Source organism: Streptomyces sp. NPDC057654, assembly GCF_042800135.1.
Lineage (GTDB): Bacteria > Actinomycetota > Actinomycetes > Streptomycetales > Streptomycetaceae > Streptomyces.
Genome location: NZ_JBHVHQ010001094.1, coordinates 1 through 2467 on the forward strand (window position 1 = coordinate 1; position 2467 = coordinate 2467).

Sequence of the window (2467 nt, forward strand, 5' to 3'; positions counted from 1 at the left end):
GGCGGACACGGTGACGGCGCGGAGGGCCGCGTCGACCGTGCCGGAGCGGATGGCGGCGATGGCGGCGTCGGCGTCGAAGAGCGTGACGGCGTCGAGTTCGGCGCCGGGGTGCGCGCGGTGGAAGCGGCTCAGCAGCCCGGCCGGGGCGAGCCGCCGGCCGATCACGTCGACGCGCAGCGCGCGGCTTCCGGGCCGTACGGACGCGGCCGCCCGCTCCTCGGCCCGGAGCAGTTCGCGGGCGTGGGGCAGGAACGCCTGCCCGTCGACGGTGAGCCGCGCCCCGCGCGCGGTCCGCGTGAACAGCCGCACGCCGAGGTTCTTCTCCAGCGCGGCGATGCGCTTGGAGACGGCCTGCTGGGTGATCGAAAGACCGTCGGCGGCTTCATGGAACGTCCCGGCGTCCGTGACGGCTACGAAAGTGCGCACGGCATCCAGATCCACGCCCGGAATCGTAGCCCGACAACGTGCGGTTGTCGGTGCGGGGGCGCGTCGGTTGTTTGATCCGCGGCCCGGCGACTGGCTTTGATGTGCCGGTCGCAGGGGGCTGCCGGGGGCTGTCGGGGCCGAGGTAGGGACGGAAAGGCGCGGGGATGCGAAGACCACTGATCAGGAGATCATCAGGCCGAGCGTCGGGCCGCCCGCTGGGCCGCCGATTCGGCTGGCTGTGGGGCGCGTACGCGGTGAGCGCCTTCGGTACGTGGCTGGCGTTCGACGCGTTTCCGCTGATCGCGATTGTGGTGCTGCACTCCGGGACGGCGCAGGTGTCGGCGCTGGCGGCGGCCGGTGCGGCGGTGGGCGCGTTGGTGGCGGTGCCGCTCGGGCCGTGGGTGGAGTTCCGCCGCAAACGGCCGGTGATGATCGCGATGGACCTGATCCGGTTCGCGGCGATGGCGAGCATCCCGGTGGCGTTCGCGTTCGGGTGGCTGAGCTTCACACAGCTCCTCGTCGTGTCGGTGATCGTGGCGGCGTCCGGCATCACGTTCAGCGCGGCGGCGGGGGCGTGCCTGAAGGCGCTCGTACAGCCGCAGGACCTGATCGTCGCGAGCGCCCGCTTCGAGGCCACGACCTGGTCCGCCACCGTGCTCGGCCCGCCGCTCGGGATGGCCGCGATCGGTGTGTTCGGCCCGATGCTGACGGTGACGGCGGACGCGGTCAGCTATCTGCTCTCGGCGGTGGGCATCCGGGCGATAGGCGGCAAGGAGCCCCGCCCGGTACGGACCGAGGAACGGGAAGGGCGCGGCTTCGGCTCCGTACTGGACGGCTGGCGCTACATCCTGACCAACCCGGCGCTGCGCCCCCTGCTCATCAACAACGCCCTGGTCAACAGTCTGATCATGGCGACCATGCCACTGCTGGCCGTCCTCATGCTCGGCCGCCTGGGCTTCGCGCCCTGGCAGTACGGCCTCGCCTTCGCCGTCCCCTGCCTGGGCGGCCTGATCGGCTCGCGGCTGGCGCAGCCGCTGGTCACCCGCTTCGGCCGGCACAGGGTGATGCGCACGGCGGGGGCGCTACGCGCGTGCTGGTCGCTCGGCCTGGCCTTCATCGGCCCCGGCGTCGCCGGTCTCGTACTGGTCATGACCGTGGAATTCGGCCTGATCGTCTTCGCGAGCCTCTACAACACGCTCCTCTCCGCCCACCGCCTGCACCACACCCCGAACGACCGCATCGCGCGCACGCTGTCCGCGTGGTCGGTCACGACGAAGGCCACGGCGGCGGCGATGACGGGGCTGTGGGGCGTACTGGCGGGCTTCACGGGCCCGCGCCCGGCGATCGCGCTGGCGGGGGTGGCGCTGCTGGCGACTCCATTGCTGCTGCCGAGAGAAGCACGCGAACCCGCCGAGCCCGAGAAAGCCACGAACCAGACGGCCAAACATCCGCTCCCATAACCGGAGCCTGCCGGACCCCCACCACGTCGACCGAATTTCGCAGCACCCCGCTCGCGTCAGGATTCAGCAACTGTTTCAGCGAGCGAGGGCACTGCCGTGGCGGCGTAGGTAGCGTGAGCCTCTGCTGAAGATCATCAGTACCAACGGGGGCGCACACGCATGCCGTTCGACGCAGGTCGGGCTCAGTCCAGGACGCGCACAGCGCGAGCGGCTGTCCGCGCACGGCGACGCAGACCACTCGCCCAGGCGGCGGTATGCGCCGCGCTGCTCTCGGGCGCGGTCGCCTGTGGTGATTCTCAGAGCTATGCCGTCCCGGAATCGGTGTGCGGCAAGAAGGTCGATGCCAAGCTTCTCGGCGAGCTGCTGCCGTCCGGCAAATCGCTGAAGGCGGACAGCAAGAACCTCGGTGCGGACGAAGCGGTTTGTCAGTTGTCGGTCGACGGGTCGCCGGCCTTGCACATCGACGAAATCAGGCAGCAAGCCGCCGTCGCGGCCACCACGTTCGCGAAGAACCACCCCGGCGGGTTCGAGAACCCCGAGAAGGCGGCCTTCGGCGATGACAGCGTGAGCGCGGACAGCAC

General features: G+C 70.9%; 2 protein-coding genes and 1 pseudogene. 2 read left to right on the forward strand and 1 reads right to left on the reverse strand.

Going from position 1 to position 2467, the window contains the following annotated elements; genetic code table 11:
- Positions 1 to 441: LysR family transcriptional regulator (locus tag ACFU99_RS40825; RefSeq protein WP_384403003.1), on the reverse strand; the 441-nt coding region annotated here is incomplete at its 3' end.
- A 149-nt stretch (positions 442 to 590) separates the two neighbouring features.
- Here ACFU99_RS40825 and ACFU99_RS40830 point away from each other — a divergent pair.
- Both ACFU99_RS40830 and ACFU99_RS40835 read left to right on the forward strand, forming a co-directional pair.
- Positions 591 to 1886, forward strand: a complete 1296-nt coding sequence (locus ACFU99_RS40830) for an MFS transporter (RefSeq protein ID WP_384403006.1) — start codon at positions 591 to 593, stop codon at positions 1884 to 1886.
- Positions 1887 to 2045: 159 nt separating this feature from the next.
- Positions 2046 to 2467 (forward strand): annotated as a pseudogene (locus ACFU99_RS40835) (hypothetical protein); the annotation flags it as partial.

Coding starts and splice junctions, on each gene's coding strand:
- ACFU99_RS40830 (WP_384403006.1), top strand. CDS start 591: ATGCGAAGACCACTGATCAGGAGATCATCAGGCCGAGCGTCGGGCCGC.